The sequence below is a fragment of the Cupriavidus sp. USMAHM13 genome (assembly GCF_001854285.1).
In the GTDB taxonomy this organism is placed as follows: Bacteria; Pseudomonadota; Gammaproteobacteria; order Burkholderiales; family Burkholderiaceae; genus Cupriavidus; species Cupriavidus malaysiensis.
Genome location: NZ_CP017751.1, coordinates 3,986,793 through 4,007,870 on the forward strand (window position 1 = coordinate 3,986,793; position 21,078 = coordinate 4,007,870).

Annotated in this window: 14 protein-coding genes; 6 read left to right on the forward strand and 8 right to left on the reverse strand. The window is 69.6% G+C overall.

Annotation, left to right across the window (positions count from 1 at the left end; translation table 11 throughout):
- Positions 1–241 precede the first annotated feature (241 nt).
- The gene (locus BKK81_RS17650; RefSeq protein ID WP_418235868.1) at positions 242–874 is read right to left on the reverse strand and encodes a TetR/AcrR family transcriptional regulator; all 633 of its coding nucleotides are present in this window, start codon (positions 872–874) and stop codon (positions 242–244) included.
- A 192-nt stretch (positions 875–1,066) separates the two neighbouring features.
- On the opposite strand from BKK81_RS17650, the gene BKK81_RS17655 reads away from it, so the two are divergent.
- The 3 genes from BKK81_RS17655 (at position 1,067) to BKK81_RS17665 (ending at position 7,703) form a co-directional block, all read left to right on the forward strand.
- Positions 1,067–2,830, forward strand: a complete 1,764-nt coding sequence (locus BKK81_RS17655) for an AMP-binding protein (protein ID WP_071015619.1) — start codon at positions 1,067–1,069, stop codon at positions 2,828–2,830.
- Positions 2,831–2,951: 121 nt separating this feature from the next.
- Complete coding sequence (locus tag BKK81_RS17660; RefSeq protein WP_071015621.1) at positions 2,952–6,284, forward strand: acetyl-CoA carboxylase family protein; 3,333 nt, start codon at positions 2,952–2,954, stop codon at positions 6,282–6,284.
- A gap of 90 nt (positions 6,285–6,374) precedes the next feature.
- The gene (locus tag BKK81_RS17665) at positions 6,375–7,703 is read left to right on the forward strand and encodes a branched-chain amino acid ABC transporter substrate-binding protein (protein ID WP_231907940.1); all 1,329 of its coding nucleotides are present in this window, start codon (positions 6,375–6,377) and stop codon (positions 7,701–7,703) included.
- Between the two features lie 46 nt (positions 7,704–7,749).
- Here the strand turns inward: BKK81_RS17665 and BKK81_RS17670 are convergent, their stop codons facing one another.
- Complete coding sequence (locus tag BKK81_RS17670; protein WP_071015623.1) at positions 7,750–8,988, reverse strand: aminopeptidase; 1,239 nt, start codon at positions 8,986–8,988, stop codon at positions 7,750–7,752.
- Entirely contained in the window at positions 8,985–11,114 is a 2,130-nt protein-coding gene (locus tag BKK81_RS17675) for a molybdopterin-containing oxidoreductase family protein (RefSeq protein ID WP_071015624.1), read from the reverse strand. Before BKK81_RS17675 ends, BKK81_RS17670 begins: the two co-directional genes overlap by 4 nt.
- Positions 11,115–11,526: 412 nt before the next feature.
- On the opposite strand from BKK81_RS17675, the gene BKK81_RS17680 reads away from it, so the two are divergent.
- The gene (locus BKK81_RS17680; protein ID WP_071015626.1) at positions 11,527–12,735 is read left to right on the forward strand and encodes an ABC transporter substrate-binding protein; all 1,209 of its coding nucleotides are present in this window, start codon (positions 11,527–11,529) and stop codon (positions 12,733–12,735) included.
- Positions 12,736–12,758: 23 nt separating this feature from the next.
- Here the strand turns inward: BKK81_RS17680 and BKK81_RS17685 are convergent, their stop codons facing one another.
- The 5 genes from BKK81_RS17685 to BKK81_RS17705 form a co-directional block, all read right to left on the reverse strand.
- Positions 12,759–13,817, reverse strand: coding sequence for an ABC transporter ATP-binding protein (locus BKK81_RS17685; RefSeq protein ID WP_071015628.1), 1,059 nt, complete (start codon positions 13,815–13,817; stop codon positions 12,759–12,761).
- The gene (locus BKK81_RS17690; RefSeq protein ID WP_071015630.1) at positions 13,814–14,812 is read right to left on the reverse strand and encodes an ABC transporter ATP-binding protein; all 999 of its coding nucleotides are present in this window, start codon (positions 14,810–14,812) and stop codon (positions 13,814–13,816) included. The genes BKK81_RS17685 and BKK81_RS17690 overlap by 4 nt, the downstream gene beginning before the upstream one ends.
- Before the next feature lie 19 nt (positions 14,813–14,831).
- Positions 14,832–15,764: an ABC transporter permease gene (locus tag BKK81_RS17695; RefSeq protein WP_071015631.1), complete on the reverse strand. Its 933-nt coding sequence runs from the start codon at positions 15,762–15,764 to the stop codon at positions 14,832–14,834.
- A gap of 3 nt (positions 15,765–15,767) precedes the next feature.
- The gene (locus BKK81_RS17700) at positions 15,768–16,745 is read right to left on the reverse strand and encodes an ABC transporter permease (RefSeq protein ID WP_071016599.1); all 978 of its coding nucleotides are present in this window, start codon (positions 16,743–16,745) and stop codon (positions 15,768–15,770) included.
- Positions 16,746–16,887: 142 nt separating this feature from the next.
- The gene (locus BKK81_RS17705) at positions 16,888–18,474 is read right to left on the reverse strand and encodes an ABC transporter substrate-binding protein (protein ID WP_071015633.1); all 1,587 of its coding nucleotides are present in this window, start codon (positions 18,472–18,474) and stop codon (positions 16,888–16,890) included.
- Between the two features lie 285 nt (positions 18,475–18,759).
- Here BKK81_RS17705 and BKK81_RS17710 point away from each other — a divergent pair, with 285 nt between their 5' ends.
- Positions 18,760–19,953, forward strand: coding sequence for a M20 aminoacylase family protein (locus tag BKK81_RS17710; RefSeq protein ID WP_071015635.1), 1,194 nt, complete (start codon positions 18,760–18,762; stop codon positions 19,951–19,953).
- A 50-nt stretch (positions 19,954–20,003) separates the two neighbouring features.
- A complete protein-coding gene (locus BKK81_RS17715; RefSeq protein ID WP_083384242.1) occupies positions 20,004–21,074 on the forward strand; it encodes a DUF2891 domain-containing protein in 1,071 nt (356 codons plus the stop codon).
- Positions 21,075–21,078: the final 4 nt, after the last annotated feature.

Below are 21,078 nucleotides of genomic sequence, written 5' to 3' on the forward strand. Positions count from 1 at the left end.
CTGATTTCTGGATTTCTGAATGATCGTTCGATTTTCGGCATGCTAAACGCGCCGCCGGGCTTTAGACAACCAATTAGATGAAGTCCTCTGGAAACGAGGCCCAGCATAGCGTGATTCCCGTGCCATGGGACGCACACTGACTGGGGAATACCCTGATGCGCGCTTGCAATCGGAAGAGGGCCAGCCGTCTTCGCGAAGGCTCCCAGGAAAACGCAGCCTCATCCGGCCCGCGGCACGCGCCTCAGTCGCCGGCCGGCAATACCAGCTTCATCATATTGGTGGCCAGCTCACGCGCCAGCGCCTCGCCGTCGAGGCGGTCCGGATCGTGCCAGGTGTACATGAAGCCGACCACGCTGCCGATGGCGTGCGCGGCCACGCGCGCATCGCCGTAAGCGAACACGCCGGCGCCCTTGCCCTCCTCCAGCAAGGCATAGAGATCCCGGTAGAAGGCGCGCGCCATCTCGCCGAGCCAGGCCACGGTGTCGGGACGCAGGTACTGGTGGTCGCGGAAGCTCAGCGTGGCCGGCACATGGCTGGCGATGCAGCGCCGCGCCATCTCCAGCAGGCAGGCCTCGAGACGCTCGCGCACGGGCAGCGCAGGATCGGCGGTTTCGCGGATCACCGGCAGGCAGGTCTGCGCCGACTCGCGGCAGAGGATGTCGAAGATCTCGTACTTGTCGGTGAAGTAGTAATAGACCGCGGGCTTGGTCACGCCCAGCGCCCGGCACAGGTCGTTCATGGTCATGCCCGGATAGCCCTTGGTGTAGAAGAGCTGGGCCGCGGTATCGAGGATCTGGCGGCGCCGCGCTTCCTGGCGCTCGGCGATGTGCGAACGGGCGGGAGTGGCTTCGGCGAGGGCGGAGGGCTGTGGCATGGACATGTCGGAATTCTCGCACGGCGGCACTCTGCCACCGCGCTGCCGCCGCTCGCCGGCAGCGCCGCGCCCGGCTCCCGCTTGACGACTGGCGGCGATCTCCCTAGCATCTTACCAAGAGGTAAATAAATATACCAAAAGGTAGATGCGCTGCATCGCCGGCGCGTCGCACTCGCGAGGAGACCCGCACCGATGGACCATACCGCCCAGGGGCCGGCCGCGGCCGCCGACGAAGCCGCCTATCTCGACGACCTGCACCAGCGCTGGCAGCGCGCATGGCCTGCCGGCACGCCACGCGAGCCGGTCTACCCGCTGGGGCGCCAGCCGCTCAGCGAGATGCTGCGCCACTGGGGCCGCACGCGGCCCGGACAGCCCGCCGTGCTCTTCTACGGGCACCAGACCACCTACGGCGAACTGGATGCGCTGAGCGACCGCTGTGCCGCGCTGCTGGCCGCGCACGGCATCGGCGCCGGCGACCGCGTGGCGGTGCTGCTGCCGAACTGCCCGCAATTCCACGTGGTCTTCTTCGGCATCCTGAAGCTGGGCGCGGTCTACGTGCCGGTCAGCCCGCTCTCCCAGCGCGCCGAGCTGCTGCACGCCCTGCGCGACAGCACGCCGCGCGCGCTGGTCGCGCTGGACCAGTTGCTGCCGCTGGTGCGCGATGCGCGCGGCGCGCTGGGCGCGGAGGATCCCCTCGCCAGCCTGTTCTACACCAGCTTCGCCGACGTGGTGCCGGCCGCACCGACGCTGCCCCTGCCGCCGATGGCCCAGGCGCCGCGCTGCCCGGCCGAACCGCAGGACCATGCCATCGACCTGCTGCCAGCGCTGGCCGCCTGCCAGGCGCCCGCGCCACAGGCCGCGCCCGCGCTCGACGCCGTGGCCGCGCTTAACTACACCGGCGGCACCACCGGCCTGCCCAAGGGCTGCATCCACACCCAGGGCGACATGGTCGACATGGCGGCAGCCTTCGGCGCGGTCTCGCTGCCGCTCGACGAACAGGCCGTGATGCTCGGCTTCTTTCCCGAGTTCTGGATCGCCGGCGAAAACCTGTGCCTGATCTTCCCGGTCTTCTACGGCACGCCGCTGGTCCTGCTGGCACGCTGGGATGCCGAGACCTTCATGGCCGCGGTCGAACGCTACCGCGTCACCAATGCCTCCATGCTGGTCGACAGCGTGGTGGAGGTGATGGACCACCCGCGCGTATCGCAGTATTCGCTGCGCTCCCTGCGGCACGTGGGCGTGTCGTCCTTCGTCAAGAAGCTCAACCTGGACTACCGGCGCCGCTGGCAGGCACTGACCGGCTCGACCATCGCCGAAACCGCCTGGGGCATGACCGAGACCCAGACCTGCAACACCTTCACGCTGGGCATGCAGGGGGACGATCTCGACCTGCGCTCCCAGCCCATCTTCGTCGGCCTGCCGGTCCCGGGCACCGAGTTCAAGATCTGCGACTTCGACAGCGGCGCACTGCTGCCGCCGGGCACGGAGGGCGAACTGTGCGTGCGCACGCCAACGCTGCTCAAGGGCTACTGGAACAAGCCAGAGGCCACGCGCGAGTCGCTGCGCGGCGGCTGGTTCCACACCGGCGACATCGGCGTGATCGACACGCAGGGCTACCTGCACTACCTGGGCCGGCGCAAGGAGATGCTCAAGGTCAACGGCATGAGCGTGTTCCCGGCCGAGATCGAGGCCCTGCTCGGCCAGCACCCGGCGGTGCTCGGCTCCGCCGTGCTGGGGCGCCCGGACGAAGACCGCGGCCAGCTGCCGATAGCCTTCGTGATGCTCAAGCCCGAAGCCGCCGGCACGCTCGACGAAGCCGCGCTGACCGCCTGGTGCCGCGCCAACATGGCTGTCTACAAGGTGCCGCTGCTGCGCATCGTCGACGCCCTGCCGCTGACCGCCACCGGCAAGGTGCGCAAGCAGGACCTGGCCGACCTCGCGGCCGCGGTGCGCTGACGCCCCGCGGGTCCGAGCCGCGCCGCCGGCCAGGGCACCGGCTACGGCGCACCAACCATCGCCCCCGGGGCCGGCTTCCACCGGCCGCCCACGGGCTCCCGACTCCTCCGACCTCTGCATCATGACCACCCCGAAGCTGCTGATCGCCAACCGCGGCGAGATCGCCATCCGCATCGCCCGCGCCGCGGCCGCGCTGGACATCCCCACCGTCGCCCTCTACAGCGAGGATGACCGCGACGCGCTGCACGTGCGCAAGGCCGACCAGGCCGTGGCCTTGCCGGGCAGCGGCCCGCGCGCCTACCTCGATATTGCCCAGGTGGTGGCCGCGGCGCGCGCCGCCGGCTGCACCCTGGTCCATCCGGGTTACGGCTTCCTGTCGGAGAACGCCGACTTCGCCCAGGCCTGCCTGGATGCCGGGCTCGGCTTCGTCGGCCCCGCGCCGGACGTGCTGCGGCTGTTCGGCGACAAGGCACGCGCCCGCGCGCTGGCCCGCGAGCACGACGTACCGGTGGTGGCAGGAACCACCGGCCCCACCACGCTGGACGGCGCCCGCGCCTTCTTCGCCACGCTGCAGGCCGAGTCGCCCGGCGCCGGCATGATGATCAAGGCGCTCGCCGGGGGCGGCGGGCGTGGCATGCGGGCCGTGCATGACGCGGCGCAGATCGACGAGGCTTACGCGCGCTGCGTCTCGGAAGCCACCGCGGCCTTCGGCAATGGCGCGGTCTACGTCGAGCGCATCGTCGAGGCACCGCGCCACATCGAGGTCCAGGTGGCGGCTGACGCCACCGGTAACGCGATCGCGCTGGGCGAGCGCGAATGCAGCCTGCAGCGGCGCCACCAGAAGCTGGTCGAGATCGCGCCCAGCCCGTCGCTCGATGCGCGCACGCGCGCACGCGTGGCGCAGGCCGCGCTGACGCTGGCGCGCGCGGCGGCCTACCGCGGCATCGGCACCTTCGAGTTCCTGGTGGAGGCGCCGCGCCAGGGACGGCACGAGGCTGCGCTGTGGTTCATGGAGGCCAATCCACGCCTGCAGGTCGAGCACACCGTCACCGAGATGGTCACCGGCGTGGACCTGGTGCAGCTCCAGCTCGCCCTGGCTGGCGATGCCACCCTGGCGCGCCTCGGCCTGGCCACGGCGCCGGCGCCGCGCGGCGTGGCGGTGCAATTGCGCCTGAACGCCGAACAGGTCGACGGCAACGGACAGCTGCGTCCTGCCGCTGGCATGCTGAGCGCCTACGAGCCGCCCAGCGGCCCGGGCGTGCGCGTCGATGGCGCCGGCTTTGCCGGCATGGTGGTCAATCCGCGCTTCGACTCCCTGCTCGCCAAGCTGATCGTGCACGAGCCGGGCGGCGACTATGGCCGCGCGCTCGCCCTCGCCTACCGCGCCCTGTGCGAGTTCCGCATCGAGGGCATCGCCACCAACCGGCGCCTGCTGCAGGAACTGCTGCAGCAGGACGCGGTGCGGGCCAACGCCGTCCACACCCAGTACCTCGACGAGGCCCTGCCCGCGCTGGCCGCCAGGGCCGCGGCGGACGATCCGCATCCCGCCCTGCATGCCCGTGCCGCCGGCGGCATGTACGACACGGCGGCCGCCACCGCCGCCGAACCGCTGCCCGACCATGCCGTCGCCGTGGCCGCGCCGATGGACGGCGCCCTCGCCGCACTGCAGGTCGCCGTCGGCGAGCGCGTGCGGCGCGGGCAATCGCTCGCCGTGATCGAGGCCATGAAGATGGAGCACACGCTCGACGCACCGGCGTCGGGCACCGTGCTGCGCGTGCTCGCGGCGCCCGGCGGCACGGTCCGCGCCGGCGCCCCGGTGCTGTGGCTCGAAGCCGATGGCGACGATGAGACCGGGCACCAGTCGACGCAGCACGAAGCCGCGCCCGACCACATCCGCGCCGACCTGCGCGATGCCCTCGAGCGCATCGCCTTCGGCCTGGACGCGGCGCGGCCGGACGCCGTCGCCAAGCGTCACCGGCAAGGCGGGCGCACCGCGCGCGAGAACATCGAGCAGCTGTGCGACCCGGACTCCTTCATCGAATACGGCGCGCTGGCCATCGCGGCCCAGCGCCAGCGCCGCAGCGTCGACGACCTGGTGCGCGCCACGCCGGCGGACGGCATCGTCACCGGCATCGGCACCGTCAACGCCGGCGCCACCAGTGCAGCCGACACGCGCTGCATGGTACTGGCCTACGACTACACCGTGCTGGCCGGCACCCAGGGCTTCTACGGCCACAAGAAACTGGATCGCATGCTGGCGCTGGCGCGCCAGTGGCGCGTGCCGGTGGTGCTGTTCGCCGAAGGCGGCGGCGGCCGGCCCGGCGACACCGACATGCCGGTGGTGGCCGGCCTCGACTGCACCTCATTCATCCAGTTCGCGCGCTTGTCGGGCCAGGTACCGCTGGTCGGCATCGTGCACGGGCGCTGCTTCGCCGGCAACGCCGCGCTGCTGGGCTGCGCCGACGTCATCATCGCCACGCGCAGCGCCACCATCGGCATGGGCGGTCCCGCCATGATCGAAGGCGGTGGCCTGGGCGTGTACGCACCCGAGGAAGTCGGCCCGGTCGGCGTGCAGGCGCCCAACGGCGTGATCGACGTGCTGGTCGAGGACGAGCGGCAGGCCGTGGAAGCCGCGCGCCGCTACCTGTCCTATTTCCAGGGCGACGCCACGCATTGGGAGGCCGGCGACGCGCGCCGGCTGCGCCATGTGATCCCGGAGAACCGGCTGCGCAGCTACGACATGCGCGCCGTGATCGAGGCGCTGGCCGACACCGGCTCGGTGCTCGAACTGCGCCCCGCCTTCGGCAGCGGCATCCTGACCGCGCTGATCCGCATCGAAGGGCGCGCCTTCGGCTGCATCGCCAACAACCCGCGCCACCTGGGCGGCGCCATCGACGCGGCCGCCGCCGACAAGGCCGCGCGCTTCATGCAGCTGTGCGACGCGCACGGGCTGCCGCTGCTGTCGCTGTGCGACACGCCGGGCTTCATGGTCGGTCCCGAGGCCGAGAAGACCGCCACCGTGCGCCACGTGTCGCGCCTGTTCGTCACCGCGGGCGCGCTGCGCGTGCCGTTCTTCACCGTGGTGCTGCGCAAGGGCTACGGGCTGGGCGCGCAGGCCATGGCCGGCGGCAGCTTCTCCGCGCCGTTCTTCACGGTGGCCTGGCCCAGTGGCGAGTTCGGCGCGATGGGCATCGAAGGCTCGATCCGGCTCGGCTTCCGCAAGGAGCTGGAAGCGGTGGCCGACCCCGATGAGCGCGAGGCACTGTTCGCGCGCATGGTCGATGCGGCCTACCAGCGCGGGCGGGCGCTGAACATGGCCAGCCATCTCGAGATCGACGCGGTGATCGATCCGGCCGACACGCGCCGCTGGCTGCTGCGCGGCCTGGCCTCGGTGCCGGCCGATGCGCTCGGCGCGCGCGCGCCCGAAGCGCGCCGCTTCATCGACACCTGGTAGGCGCGGTTGCCCTCGCCGGGCGCGCGCAACCGCCATGTGACGACAACGAGAAATAACAAGAGACACAACAAGAGAAAGAGGAGACAAGCCATGCGAAACGCAGCGATGCCGGGCCCCGGCGCGCACCACCGGCAAGGCGCGCTACGACGTCCGGCCGGCCTTGCCCGTGCCGCCAGGGCGGCTGCCCTGGCGCTGGTCGCCGCCGCCCCCCTGCCGGCGCTGGCCGACGATGCCGGCGGCGCGCCGATCAAGGTAGCCTTCATCGACCAGCTGTCGGGGCCGCTGGCCAATGTCGGCGAGCTGTTCCAGGCCAACCTGAAGTTCGCGCTCGACGACGCCAACGCCGGCGGCGGCGTGCTCGGCCGCAAGTACGAGCTGCTCAGCTACGACGACAAGCTCTCGGCCCAGGATGCCCTCACCGCCCTGCAGAGCGCGATCGACGCCGGCGCGCGCGCGGTGTTCACCGGCGGCTCCGGCTCCGCCGTGGTGAGCGCCCTGGTGGAGGCCGCCGGCAAGCACAACGAGCGCAATCCGGAGCACCGGATCCTGATCATCAACTATGCGTCGATCGACCCCGACCTGACCGGCGCGCGCTGCAGCTTCTGGCACTTCGCCACCGAGGCCAACACCGCCATGAAGATGCGCGCGCTGGCCGACTTCACGCGCGGCCAGAAGGACATCCACAAGGTCTACCTGATCAACCAGGACTACGCGCACGGACGCATGTGGGCGGCGCTCGGCCAGCAGATGATCGCCACCGCCCGGCCGGACGTGCAGTTCGTCGGCGCGACGCTGCACCCGCTCGGCAAGGTCAAGGACTTCGCTCCCTATGCGGGCAAGGCCAAGGCCAGCGGCGCCGACACCGTCGTCACCGGCAACTGGGGCCAGGACCTGAACCTGCTGATCAAGGCCGCCGGAGAGATCGGCTACGATGCGCGCTACCTGAACCACAGCGGCGGCGGTGCGCCAGGCACCGTGCAAGCGATCGCCCAGGCAAGAATGGGACGCCTGACCTGGGTCGCGGAAGCCTTGCCCAACAGCGACGATCCCGTGCTGGCGCCGCTGGCCGCGCGCGTGCGGCAAACCCCGGCCGGCGAGTATTTCGCGCCGCGCGTGCTGGTCTCCGTGCAATTGCTGAGCGAAGCCATCCGCCGTGCCGGCAGCGACGATCCGACCAAGGTCGCGTTCGCGCTGGAGGGACTGCGCTACGCCTCGCCGCTGGGCGAAGTGATGATGCGCAAGAGCGACCACCAGTTGCTGCTGCCGCAGGTGGTGTCCACGGTGGTACCGGTCGACGGCAAGACTGTGAAAGTGGGCGCGGAGGGCACCCAGTACGGCTTCCGCCAGGACAGCGTGACACCGGCGCGCGCGCTGGACCTGCCCTCGGCCTGCCGCATGAGGCGCCCGGCCGCCGGCTGAGCACAAAGCCGCGCTGCACCGAGTCCTGGCTGGCCGCGCAAGGCCGTCAGCGCGGTTCGGCCGCGGCGCCGTGCATCTCGCCCTTGGCGCTCCCGGCGACCCCGGCAGAAGCAGCGGCCGCACCGCGCGACTCTCCTCCGCCCGGGACCGCCACGTCGGTCCAGCCGGCATCCTCGGCCGCCGGCGGCGCCAGCGCACGCAGCGCGGCCTGCCGCTCGGGCGGCGGCAGGTCGCCGATGCGCCGGGCCTCGGCATAGAAGCGCTCCCAGTCGCCGCCGCAGCGCGCCAGCAGGGCCAGGAAGGCCGGCACCCACTGCTGGTAGGTCGCGACCGCGGCGAACTGCGGGTTGACCAGCGGCCCGGCGAACCAGCGGTCGTAACCGGCATAGCCGCCCCAGCCCGCCTTCAGGCCGGCGTACTGCCGGCGCAGCTCGGCGAGCAGTTCGGCCTTGCGCCGTCGTTTCTCCGCGTCGCTCAGCGGCGAGCGGTAGAGCGCGTCGAGCCGGTTGCGCGCGGCCAGCACCAGCGCCCGGAACTGCTGGCGGCGCTGGTCGAACTGCCGGTAGCTGGCGCGCTGCTCCGGCGTGGCTTCCTGCGCCATCCAGCGTGCCACGCCGGCGGTCTCGACGGCGGTGGCGAAGGACTCGTTGAAGGCCGTGTCGTTGCGCACGTAGACCACCTGGTGGCCGAGTTCGTGGAAGATCAGGCGCGCCAGCTCGCCGGCTGGCTGGTGGACGAAGGTATTGAGCAGCGGGTCGTCGAAGTAGCCCAGCGTGGAGTAGGCGGGAATGCCGGCCACATAGGCTTCCAGGCCCTCGCTGCGCAGTTGCGCCGCGTAGCGCTCGGCATCGGCCTGGTCGTAGTAGCCGCGGTAGGAGATGCAGCCGACCACGGGGAAGCACCAGGTCTTCAGCGTCATCGACAGCTCGGGCGTGGCGAACACGCTCCACACCACGAAGGAACGGTGCAGGTCGGCGTAGCGCCGGTAGCTGCCGTTGTCGGGCAGCTTGAGTTCGCGCGAGGCATAGGCACGGATCTCGCCGGCCAGCGCCAGCCGCTGGGCCAGCCGTACGTCGTTGGCGGCGCGCGCGTCGGCGATGGCGTCGTCCAGCGGCCTGGCCTGCGCCATCACGCTCAGGTGGCCGTTGACCGATTGCGCGTAGTAGCGGACCGTGTCGCAGCCGGACAGTAGCAGCACAGCCACCAGCGCGCCGGCCAGCGCCACACGCGTGGCCACCTTCGGCACCGAGGCTGCGGCAAGCCCGCGTGCCGGCCGTCCCCTCATGGCGCCGCGGCCATCTCCGCCGCCGGGGCGGACACCACGCCATCGGCGCGCTCCACCTCCACCAGGCAGTCATAGAAGACCGGCGCGCGGCCCAGGTCGGTCAGCCGCTGGCTGGTCAGCTCGTTGGCGTTCTTGCCGTCCGCGGCCAGCTTCTTCCACCAGATCGACAGGCCCACCACCAGGCCCCGGCGCGCGCGATCGGTGACGCGGGCGCGCGCCAGCAGGCTGCCGCGATCGTTGAAGGCGCGCACCATCGTGCCGGCCTCGATGCCGCGCGCCGCCGCGTCTTCCGGGTGGATGTCCAGGTGCGGCTCGCCTTCGGTCGCACGCAGGCTGTCGACGTTGACGAAGGTGCTGTTGAGGAAGTTCCGGGCCGGCGGCGAGATCATCGCCAGCGGGTAGCGCGAGGCCAGCTCCGGTGCGGTGGCGGGTGCCTCGTAGGGCGGCACGTAGGCTGGCAGCGGATCGAGGCCGTCGCGTCGCATCGCCTCCGAGTAGAACTCACACTTGCCGGACGCGGTCGGGAAGCCACCGTCGGCGAACGGTGCCGCTGGCAGGTTCAACTTCTGCCAGCCACGTGCTTTCAGGGTCTCCCAGCTGATGCCTTGGGCACGCGGATCGTCGCGCAGGATGGCCTGCGCGGCGATGTCTTCGTCGCTGTCGGTGAAGCAGGCATCGGCGAAGCCCATGCGCTGCGCCAGCCGGCGGAAGATCTCGGTGTTCGGCAGCGCCTCGCCCAGCGGCGCGACTGCGGCATTGTTGGCAAGGAAGTAGGTATGACCGTAGGCCTTGTGCACGTCGACGTGCTCGAGTTGCGTGGTGGCGGGCAGCAGCACGTCGGCATAGTCGGCAGTATCGGTGCGGAAGTGTTCGAGCACCACCGTGAACAGGTCCTCGCGCGCGAAGCCGGCCGCGACCTTGGCCGACTCGGGCGCCACCGCCACCGGATTGCTGTTGTAGACCACCAGCGCCTCGATCTTCGGCCCGCCCGCGCCGTTACCGGTATCCAGCAGTGCGTCGCCGATGGTGGACATATTGACCGTGCGCGGCAGCGCCGGCCAGCCGGGCAGCAGATCCGGGCGCTGCAGCGCCTGGCCGTCGACCGGGAAGAAGCCCGAGGTCGACAGCTGCAGGCCGCCGGCCGGCTGGCGCCAGGCGCCCACCAGAGACGGCAGGCAGGCCACCGCGCGCACCGCCTGGCCGCCGCCGTGGGCGCGCTGCATGCCGTAGTTCAGGCGGATCGCCACCGGCAGGTGCTCGCGCACGGCGAGGCGGCCGTACAGGCCGGCCAGCCATTCGATGTCATCGGCAGCGATGCCGCAGATCTGCGCCGCGCGCGCGGGGGTAAAGGCTTGCGCGCGCTCGCGCAACGCCTCGAAGCCGACGGTGTGGCGTGCGATGTAGTCGTGGTCGAGCAGGTCGTCGCGGATCAGCACATGGATCAGCGCCAGCGCCAGCGCGCCGTCGGTACCCGGCATCGGCGCGATATGGCGGTGGCACTTCTCCGCACTCAGCGAACGGTAGGGATCGATCGCCACCAGCGTAGCGCCGCGCCGCTTGGCTTCCTGCACGCGCGTCCAGAAATGCAGGTTGGAGGCAATCGGATTGCCGCCCCAGATCACGATCAGCTTGGCCTCGGTCACATGCTCGACGTCCATGCCGACGCTGGCGCCATAGGTATAGCGCAGCGCCGTGGCGCCGGCGCTGGCGCAGATGGTGCGGTCCAGCAGCGAGGCGCCCAGCTTGTGGAAGAAACGCGCAGCCATGCTCTCGCCCTGCACCAGGCCCATGGTGCCGGCGTAGCTGTAGGGCAGGATGGCCTGCGCATCGCGCGCGGCGATCTGGCCCAGCCGCGTGGCGATGAGGTCGAGTGCCTCGTCCCAGCCGATCGGCGCGAACTTGCCTTCGCCCTTGCGGCCCACGCGCTTCATCGGCGTCAGCAGCCGGTCCGGGTGGTAGGTGCGCTCGGTGTAGCGCGATACCTTGGTGCACAGCACCCCCTGCGTACCCGGGTGGTCGGGATCGCCCGCCACCTTGACCGCGCGGCCGTCCTCGACGGTGACGAGCAGGGCGCAGGTATCGGGGCAGTCGTGCGGGCAGGCGGCACGGATGATGCGAGTGGCCATGTGATCTCCGGGGCGATGGCGGCACCGTGCGGCGCGTCGCGGCGCCGTCCTTCGGCGTTCGGGTTGTGGGGGAAGTCCGAGCGGCTTCGGCGGGCGGCGCCGGTGGCTGGCGCGGAGCGCGCAGGCGGCGCGGCGGACCAGGGCAGCGGGCGGCGGGTGGAACACGCTCGCGGGAGGCCCGGCCGGGCCTGGCGGACGCCCGCCCGACCGTTCCGGCGCGGGTGCAGCGGCCTGCCCCTGTTGTACGCCGGCGTCGCCGGCCGGCATGCCGCCCGGGGAAGTTTCTCGGCTTCGATTGTATTCGATTATGATGTGCCGGCGCGCCGCGCCCGCCCGGGTGCGGCAGGCTGGGCCAGCACCGGCGCAGAGCGGGCGGCCATGGGTAAAACATCACCGCTTCGACGGGAATACCATGCAATTGCAGATCGGGGTCAAACGCTGGCGCATTGCCGGCCTGCTGGTGGCATGCGCCATCGGCTCGATCGGCGCCGGCGGCTCCTACGCCGCCACCGCCGCCGCCAACCGTAGCAGTGCCGGCAGGGCCGAGGCCGCCGGCGGCGACACCATCTTGCTCGGCCAGTCGGCCGCCCTCAGCGGCCCGACCGCGATGCTGGGCAAGGAGCTGGGCGCGGGGGCCCGCCTCTACTTCGACTACGTCAACCAGCAGGGCGGCATCTACGGCCGCAGGATCGAGCTCAAGTCGCTCGATGACTACAACGAACCCGACACGGCGGCCAAGAACACGCGCGAACTGATCGAGCAGGACCGCGTGCTGGCCCTGTTCGGCTACGTCGATACCGAGCCCAGCCAGGCCGCCTTGCCGCTGGCGACGGAAGCCAAGGTGCCGTTCTTCGCCCCCTTCACCGGGTCGCAGTCCCTGCGCGAGCCCTTCAACCGCTACGCCTTCCACGTGCGCGCCGGCTACAACGAGGAGACCGCGGCCATCGTGCGCCAGATCGAGACCACCGGCCTCAAGCGCGTGGCGGTGGTCTACAACGACGATGCCTACGGCAAGGCCGGCCTGGCCGGCCTGGAACGCGCGCTGAAGACGGCATCGGGGAGCGGCGTGCAGATCGTGGCGCGCGAAGGCGTGGTGCGCAATACCGCCGAGATCGGCGATGCCATGCAGGGCAGCATGAAGGCCAAGCCGGATGCGGTGGTGATGATCAGCGCGTACCGGACCGCCGGCGCCTTCGTCAAGGAAGCGCTGCGGCGCGGCTACAACGGGCAGTTCTACAACGTGTCCTTCGTCGGCACCCAGGCCCTGGCGCAGCAGGTGGGCGCGCAGGGCAGCGGCGTGATCATCTCGCAGGTGATGCCGCACCCGGGCAATGCCACGCTGCCGGTGGTGCGCGAGTACCTGCGGCTGCTGAAGGCGGCAGGCAAGTCGAACGACTACGACTACGCCAGCATCGAGGGCTTCATCGCCGCCAAGGCCATGGTGGAAGGCCTGCGCCGCGCCGGCCGGGAGCCCTCGCGCGAGAAGCTGGTCAGCGCGCTGGAGACCATGCGCAACGTCGACCTCGGCGGCTACATCATCAACTTCACGCAGGACAACCACGTGGGTTCCAAGTTCGTGGAGATGACCATCATCAACTCGCGCGGCCAGGTGATCCGCTGAGCGGTGCCGCACCGGCGGGCGCTCTATGCCTGGTCGTTCAGGTGGCAGGCCGAGAAGCGCAGCGGCGCGATTTCCCGCAGCGCCGGCACTTCTTCGCGGCAACGCGGCATCGCGTACGGGCAGCGCGGGTGGAAATGGCAGCCGCGCGGCGGATTCAGCGGCGACGGGATCTCGCCCTGGATCGCCACAAAGGTCTTCTTGCCCACCTCCAGCCGGGGCGCCTCGGCCAGCAAGGCCTGCGTATAGGGATGGTTGGGCGCGGCGAAGACCGCTTCGGTGGGCGCCGACTCGACCACCCGCCCCAGGTACATGATCACCACGCGGTCGCTGATGTGCTTGACCACGCCGAGGTCATGGCTGATGAACAGGTAGGTCAGGTTCAGTTCCTCGCGCAGGCGCATGAACAGGTTCAGCACCTGTGCCTGGATCGACACGTCCAGCGCGGCCACCGACTCGTCGCACACCAGGAATTCCGGCCGCACCGCCAGGGCGCGCGCGATGCCGATGCGGGCGCGCTGCCCGCCTGAGAACTGGTGCGGGAAACGGCGCAGCACGGTCGGGTCCATGCCCACCCGCACCAGCATGTCCTCCACGTAGGCGCGCTGCCCGCCCCGCTCCACCAGGCCGTGCACCACCGGCGCCTCGCCGATGATGTCGACCACGCGCAGGCGCGGGTTCAGCGAGGCATAGGGATCCTGGAAGATCATCTGGATGGCGAGCTGCTTCTCGCGCCGGCGCTCGGGCGGCAGGCGATCCAGGTCGACGCCCTTCCACAGGCGTTCGCCTTCGCTCAGTGTGTGCAGGCCGACCGCCATGCGTCCGAGCGTCGACTTGCCGCAGCCGGACTCGCCCACCAGGCCCACCACCTCCCCGGGCTGGATGGCCAGGTCGACACGGTCCACCGCGTGCACGATCTCTTCGCGCGCGTGCGCACCGAGCAGGTTGGCTACCTTAGCGGCCACGTCGAGCGACTTGACGAAGCGCTTGGAGACGCCGCGCATCTCCAGCAGGGGTGCGCCCGGCGTGGCGGTAAGAACAGCGGCCGTAGCCGGCGCCGGCCGTGGTGCGGCAGCTGTGCTCATGCGGCCTCCGGTTGCACGACGATGGGGTGGAAGCAGCGCAGGCGGCGGCCGTCGGCCCCCGTCTCCAGCGGCGGTGGCTGCAGGCAGGCCTCGGTGGCAAAGCTGCAGCGGGCGCGGAAGGCGCAGCCCGCCGGCAGGTTCAGCAGCGAAGGCGTCATGCCCGGGATCTGGCGCAGCGGCACGCCGCGCGGATTGCGCGACGGCGCCGAGGCGATCAGCCCGTGCGTGTACGGATGGGCCGGCCGCTCCAGCACCTGGTGCACATCGCCCGCCTCGACGATCTTGCCGGCATACATCACGCAGACCGAGTCGGCCAGCCCGGCCACCACCGACAGGTCATGGGTGATCCAGATCAGCGCCGTGCCCGATTCGCTGCACAGCTTCTGCATCTCATAGAGGATCTGTCCCTGGATGGTGACATCGAGGGCGGTGGTGGGCTCGTCGGCGATGATCAGGTCGGGCTTGTTCAGCAGCGCGATGGCGATCGCCACGCGCTGGCGCATGCCGCCGGAGAACTGGTGCGGATAGGCCAGCAGCCGCTCGTCCGGCGAAGGGATGCCGACCCGCGCCAGCGCATCGCGGGCACGTTCGCGCGCCGCCGCCTTGCCGACCTTCTCGTGTGCCAGCACCGCCTCGATCATCTGGGTATCGATGCGCAGCACCGGGTTGAGCGTCATCATCGGGTCCTGGAAGATCATCGCGATGCGGTTGCCGCGCACGTTGCGCATCTGCTCGGGCGTGAGCTGGCGCAGGTCACGCGTGACGCCGTCGCGGCTGCTCAGTTCGATGCGTCCGCCCACCACGCGTCCGGGCGCGTCGATCAGGCCCATGATCGAGTATCCCGTCATCGACTTGCCCGACCCGGATTCGCCCACCAGGCCCATGATCTCGCCGCGGCCGACCGAGAACGAGACGTCGTCGACCGCGCGCGCCACGCCGGCACGGGTGAAGAACTGCGTTTCGAGGTGCTCGACCAGCAGGGTCGGTTTGTTCATGGACACTCCGGGATCGTCCTCATTGGGTCTGCAGGCGCGGATTGAGCACGTCGCGCAACTGGTCGGCCACCAGGTTCATCGAGACGATGGTGACCAGCAGCGCAATGCCGGGAAAGAAGCTGATCCAGTACTTGCCGGACAGCATGTACTGCTGCCCGTTCGAGATCAGCGAGCCGAGCGAGGGCTGGGTGATGGGCACGCCCAGGCCGAGGAAGGACAGCGTCGCCTCCAGCGTGATGGCGGACGCCACCTGCAGCGCGGCGATCACGATCAGCGGCGGCAGGCAGTTGGGCAGCAGGTGGCGGAACATGATGCGGGCAGGCGACAGGCCCAGGCAGGTGGCAGCCTCGATGTACTCCTTGCGCCGCTCGACCAGCGCCGCGCTGCGCGTGGTGCGGGCGTAGTAGGCCCATTGCACCGCCACCAGCGCGATCACGATGTTGCCGATACCGGGACGCAGGAAGGCCAGCAGGATCAGCGCCAGCAGGATGGGCGGGAACGACAGCTGCAGGTCGGCCACGCGCATGATGAAAGCTTCTGTGCGCCCGCCCAGGAAGCCTGCCAGCAGGCCCAGCGTGGCGCCCAGCAGCAGGGCGATCACCGTGCTGACCAGGCCCACGCCGATGCTGATGCGCAGCCCGTACATCACCGCCGACAGGATATCGCGGCCCTGCTCGTCCGAGCCGAGCAGGAACACCATGCCGTTGCCGGCATGCTCGCCTGGGGCCAGGCGCGCGTCCAGCACATCGAGTGCCGCCAGGTCGTAGGGATCCTGCGGCGCCAGCCACGGCGCCAGCAGCGCCACCAGCACGATCAGGACCAGCACCACCAGGCCGCCCACCGCCAGCTTGCTGGCGAGGAACTGCGCGGCGAAGCGGCGCAGCGGCGTCTGCTCGCGCAGCGCGGCCGGCTGCGGGTCGGGCTTGTCAGCCTGCAGGCTTGCATCGGTCATGGCTCAGCCCTTGTTGTCGGCGATACGCACGCGCGGATCGAGCATGCTGTAGGCGATGTCGACCACCAGGTTGATCAGGATGAACAACGTGACAATCACCATCAGGTAGGCCACGATCACCGGCCGGTCGAGCAGCTGGATGGAATCGATGATCAGCTTGCCCATGCCGGGCCAGGCGAAGATGGATTCGGTCACGATGGCGAAGGCGATGATGGAGCCGAACTGCAGCGCGATCACGGTGACGATGGGAATCAGGATGTTCTTGAGCACATGCACGCCGACGATGCGCGTATTGGACAGTCCCTTGGCGCGCGCGAACTTGACGTAGTCCTGCAGCATGGCCTCCTGCGTGCCGGCGCGCGTCAGCCGGATCACCATGGCGACGTTGAGCAGCGCCAGCGTGACCGCCGGCAGCACCAGGTGACGCAGGCCGTCCACGGTCAGGAAGCTGACCGGCACGCCCAGCAGCGGCACGGTCTCGCCACGGCCGTTGGAGGGCAGCCAGCCGAGCTGCACCGCGAACACCATGATCAGCATCAGCCCCACCCAGAAGGTCGGCAGCGAGAAGCCGAGGATGGACACCGTCATGATGGACTTGCTGGCCAGCCCGTGCGGCCGCAGTCCCGCCCACAGGCCGAGCGGGATGCCGAGCACGATCGCCATCAGGATGGCGGCCACTGCCAGCTCCATGGTGGCCGGCATGCGCTCGAAGATCAGCTTGAGCGCCGGCGTGCCGTGCGCGAACGAGATCCCCAGGTTGCCGTGCAGCGCGTTCTGCAGGAACACCAGGTACTGCTCCCACAGCGGCTTGTCCAGGCCGAGCGCGGCGATGGTGCGCTTGATGTCCTCCTGGTCGGCCTGCGGGTTGATCAGGATGTCGACAGGATTGCCGATGGCAAAGACGCCGAGGAAGACAAGCAGCGACATGACGAAGAGCACGACCACGCTCTGCATCAGGCGGCGGATGATGAAGACCAGCATGATCGGATCGTTCCCCTTGCCCGTGGGCGTCAGTCGCAAGCCGCCCGCGGCGGTCCGGAACACGCTTGCGCGCGCGCCGGCGCCGCCGCGGCCGCTTCTGCGGCGCTAGGCGCCGGCCTGCGGGCCGACCCGGCGCCGGACCTCAAAGCGGGCGGAAGTTGTGCGCATAGGTCCGCTCATCGGTGCGGGGCACGTAGGTGATGCCCTTCTGCGTGGCCCAGGTGGTCACCTGGTGGTGGATGGGGATGATGCCGCCGTCATCGATGGCGATCGCCGTGGCTTCCTGCAGCAGCCTGGAACGCTCCTTGTCGTCCACGGTCGCCAGCGCCTTCTCCAGCACGACGTCCATCTTCGGGTTGCAGTATTCGCCCCAGTTGGTGGTGCCGAAGCCCTTCTTGGAGTCTTCGCAGGCCAGCAGCGCGCGCAGCGGCGAGCTGACTTCACCGGTCTGCGCACCCCAGCCGAGCAGGCCGAAGGAGAACTCATGCTTGATGCCCTTGGCCGAGTAGGTGGCCATCGGCATGGCCTCGACCTTGGTGACGATGCCGACGCGCGTCAGGTTCTGCGCGATGGTCTGCGCGATCTTCTCGTCGTTGACATAGCGGTTGTTGGGCGTATGCAGCGTCACGCCGAAGCCGTTCGGATAGCCGGCCTCGGCCAGCAGCTTCCTGGCGCCTTCCGGATCGTACTTGACCGTCTTGAGATTGGGGTTGTAGCCGAACAGCGTGGGTGGCACCAGGTTGTTGGTCGGCTCCGCCAGGCCCTCCATCAACCGGTCCTTGATGCCTTCACGGTTGATTGCCATGCTGATGGCGCGGCGCACGCGCGCGTCCTTCAGCGGGTTCTTGTCCATCGGCTGCCCGTCCCTTGTGGTGACGTAGGGCGACTTGTCGCGCTTGGCATCGAAGTACAGATAGATCACGCGGTGCGAGATCTTGGAGAAGAACGACAGCTTGGGATCGCTGCGCACCTTGGGCAGGTCGGGCGTGGGCACGTTCTCGATCGCCTGCACATCGCCCGACAGCAGCGCCGCCAGGCGCGTGGCGGGGTTGGGGATGAAGCGCAGCGTGACCTTGTCCCAGGCCGGCCGGGTTCCCCAGTAGTCGGGATTGCGCACCAGCTCGACGCGGTCGTCGCGCGCATAGCTGACGAACTTGAACGGCCCGGTGCCGATCATGCCCTTGCCCTGGGCGAAGTCGTCGGAACTCAGGCCCTGCGTGGCCTTCTTCTGCTCGATGAAGATGGACGTCAGGTCGTTCAGCATCAGCGGATACGGCTGTGCGGTGCGGAGCTGGATGGTGTATTTGTCGATGACTTTCTTGCCGACGATGGCCTTGGTATAGACATCGAACTTGCCGGGACTGTTCTGGATCGTGGCCGGCCGGTCCAGCGACCACACCACGTCCTCGGTGGTCAGCTCGGCGCCGTCGTGGAACTTGACGCCCTTGCGCAGCTTGAATTCCCAGGTATGGTCGTCGACCAGCTTCCACGATTCGGCCAGGCCGGGGATGACACGGCTGTCCGGATCGAGCTTCACCAGGCTGTCGAAGATGTGCTCCGAGACGTTGATGTTGGAGAACAGGTTATAGAAATGCGGATCCATCGAAGTCGGCGGCGAACTCATCGCGAGCTTCAGGTCCGCGGCCTGCGCCGGCGCGGCGCTGCCCAGGCTCATGGCCCAGGCCAGCATCGCTGCGCCGAATACCTTCTTGACGTTGCGAAGGGACATCGTGCGTTCTCCCTGTGGGAAGCCAAGCAGTCTTGGAATGGAGCGTCGCGCGCGCATTGCCGCATTGCCGCAAGCTGGTGCAGGGCGATGGCCCTGCCATGCCGGTGCGACGCTGTCCGGGTACGTCAAGCATTAACTGTTCCAGCTTGCCGCATCGTCCGGCAATGCGGGGAAACCCCCGCGCGGCGCGGCGGCGCGAGCTGCCTGCTTTGGCACTTTCGGAGCCAGCGTCGTATGATCGGGGTATTCCATCGCCTTATCGCTTATCGCCTAAGTACCGGCACCATGAAGCTCATCCCCGAAATCCAGCAGGCCCAGGCCGACATCCGCGCCATCCGGCGCGACATCCACGCGCACCCCGAACTCTGCTTCGAGGAGCAGCGCACGGCCGACGTGGTCGCCCAGCAACTCGCCGCCTGGGGCATCGAGGTACACCGCGGGCTCGGCACCACCGGGCTGGTCGGCGTGATCCGCAACGGCAACAGCCCGCGCACCATCGGCCTGCGCGCCGACATGGATGCGCTGCCGCTGCAGGAGGCCAATGCCTTCGCCCACCGCTCGCAGCACGAAGGCAAGATGCACGCCTGCGGCCACGATGGCCATACCGCCATGCTGCTGGGCGCAGCGCACTACCTGGCGCAGCACCGCAACTTCGACGGTACCGTGCACCTGATCTTCCAGCCTGCCGAGGAAGGCGGCGGCGGCGCGCGCGAAATGATCAAGGACGGCCTGTTCGAGCGCTTCCCCTGCGACGCCGTGTTCGGCATGCACAACTGGCCGGGCATGCCGGCCGGCAGCTTCGGCACGCGCGCAGGCCCGTTGATGGCCTCCAGCAACGAGTTCCGCATCGTCGTCCGCGGCAAGGGCGCGCACGCGGCAATGCCCCACAACGGCAATGACCCGGTCTTCACCGCGGCACAGATCGTCTCGGCGCTGCAAGGCATCATCACGCGCAACAAGCGGCCGATCGACACCGCGGTGATCTCCGTCACGCAGTTCCACGCAGGCGACGCCACCAACATCGTGCCGAACGAGGCCTGGATCGGCGGCACCGTGCGCACCTTCACCGTGCCCGTGCTCGACCTGATCGAGCGCCGCATGCGTGAAGTTTCGGAAGCCGTGGCCGCCGCCTTCGACTGCACCATCGAGTACACCTTCCATCGCAACTACCCGCCCACCATCAACAGTGCGGCGGAGGCGACCTTCGCCATCGAAGTAGCGCGCGAACTGGTCGGGCCCGAGCTGGTCGATGGCGACGTCGAGCCGACCATGGGCGCGGAGGACTTCTCCTTCATGCTCGAGGCCAGGCCCGGCTGCTATCTGTTCATCGGCAATGGCGACGGGGCGCACCGTGAGCATGGCCACGGCATCGGCCCCTGCATGCTGCACAACCCGAGCTACGACTTCAACGACGAGTTGCTGCCGATCGGTTCGACCTTCTTCGTGCGGCTGGTGGAGAAGTGGCTGACTCCGGCCTGAACGCCGCCGATACGCAGGCGGCCGGCGCGGTGCCGGCGCTCGACCACGCCATGGCGGCCCGCTTCGCGCGGGTCGCGCTGGAAAACATCCAGCGGCCCTATCCCTGCAAGGTCGATCACCTGATGACCTCGGCGGACGACCTGGCCCCGCCCGCTGTCCACCACCCGGTGTTCCACGGCAGCTACGACTGGCATTCGAGCGTGCACATGCACTGGCTGCTGGTACGCCTGCTTGCCCTGTTCCCGGACCTGGAGGGCGCCGAATCGATCCGCGAGGCCCTTGACCGTCACCTGCGCCCGGAAGCGCTCGCGGCCGAGCGCGACTACTTCGCACGGCCCTCGGCCGCCACCTTCGAGCGCCCCTATGGCTGGGCCTGGCTGCTGCGCCTGCAGGCGGAGTCGATCGATCTGGCGCAGCGGGACGCCCGCGCGGTGCCCTGGAGCGCCGCATGCGCGCCGCTGGCCGACCTGCTGGCGATGCGACTGATCGATTACATGGCCATCGCCGACTTCCCGGTCCGTACCGGCACGCACTTCAACAGCGCCTTCGCCCTGGTGATGGCACTGGACTACGCCCATGCACTGCCGCACCCTGCCTTGCGCCAGGCCGTGGTTGCACGGGCCCACGGGTGGTTCGGCCGCGACCGGCGCTATCCGGCGCGCTACGAACCCGGCGGTGACGAGTTCCTGTCGGGAGGGCTGGTCGAAGCCGTCCTGATGCGGCAGGTCCTTGACGGATGTGGCTTTGCAGAATGGTGGGAGCAGTTCGCGCCGCCTGCACGCGAACTCGGCCAGTGGCTGATGCCGGTCGCGGTCAGTGATCGCAGCGACCCCAAGCTCAGCCACCTAGACGGGCTGAACCTGTCGCGTGCCTGGTGCTGGGGACGCCTGGAATCCTCGCTGCCGGCCGATCTGGTGCCGCTGGCGCGGCAGGCACGCCTTGACCATCTGGCCGCCGGACTGCCGCACGCAGCGGCCGGCGACTATGCCGGCACGCACTGGCTGGCCTCCTTCGCCACGCTGGCGATGAGCGAGGGCAGCCAGGCCGCAGCTACGTCAGCTACGTCAGCTACGTCAGCTACGTCAGCTACGTCAGCTACGTCAGCTACGTCAGCTACGTAAGCAG